The sequence below is a fragment of the Undibacterium sp. RuTC16W genome, from assembly GCF_049339445.1.
Taxonomy (GTDB): Bacteria; Pseudomonadota; Gammaproteobacteria; order Burkholderiales; family Burkholderiaceae_D; genus Undibacterium.
This window is the reverse complement of the sequence record NZ_JBMPPE010000038.1, coordinates 1-470: the sequence shown is the minus strand read 5'-3', so window position 1 is coordinate 470 and position 470 is coordinate 1. Positions and strand designations below refer to the sequence as shown.

1 rRNA gene is annotated in these 470 nt (G+C 39.6%); it reads right to left on the bottom strand.

The features are described 5' to 3' along the window. Nucleotides 1-470, bottom strand: a 23S ribosomal RNA gene (locus tag ACO0K4_RS19460); the annotation flags it as partial.

The following is a 470-nucleotide window of genomic DNA, read 5'->3' as shown; positions in this document are numbered from 1 at the left end:
TTCCCCACCTGGCAGTGTCCCTGACTTGGATCGTGTCTTAATCATATTGTTACCACTCCAGAATGATCATAGCACATGAGTAAACCCATACACGTACAACCATAGTGTGACTAACGTGATAACGATTCATGACACTTGGAACAAGAAACTTGTACAATTTATCAAATCATAGATATACTAGATTACACGAAGCAAAATAGCATATTATGAATTTGTAGTACATGCTCCATTTAATCAAGTAAGTAAAGAAACAATAAGAGTAGTGGTATTTCATTGGCGATAAACCGAAATTTATCTCCCACTTATGCTACACCTCTTATGTCTCCTTACAATGCCAAACTAGAGTCAAGCTCAACAGGGTCTTCTTTCCCCGCTGATTATTCCAAGCCCGTTCCCTTGGCTGTGGGTTCGCTAGATGGTCATTTGGGACAGTAGGAATCTCATTGATCCATTCATGCACGTCACTAATT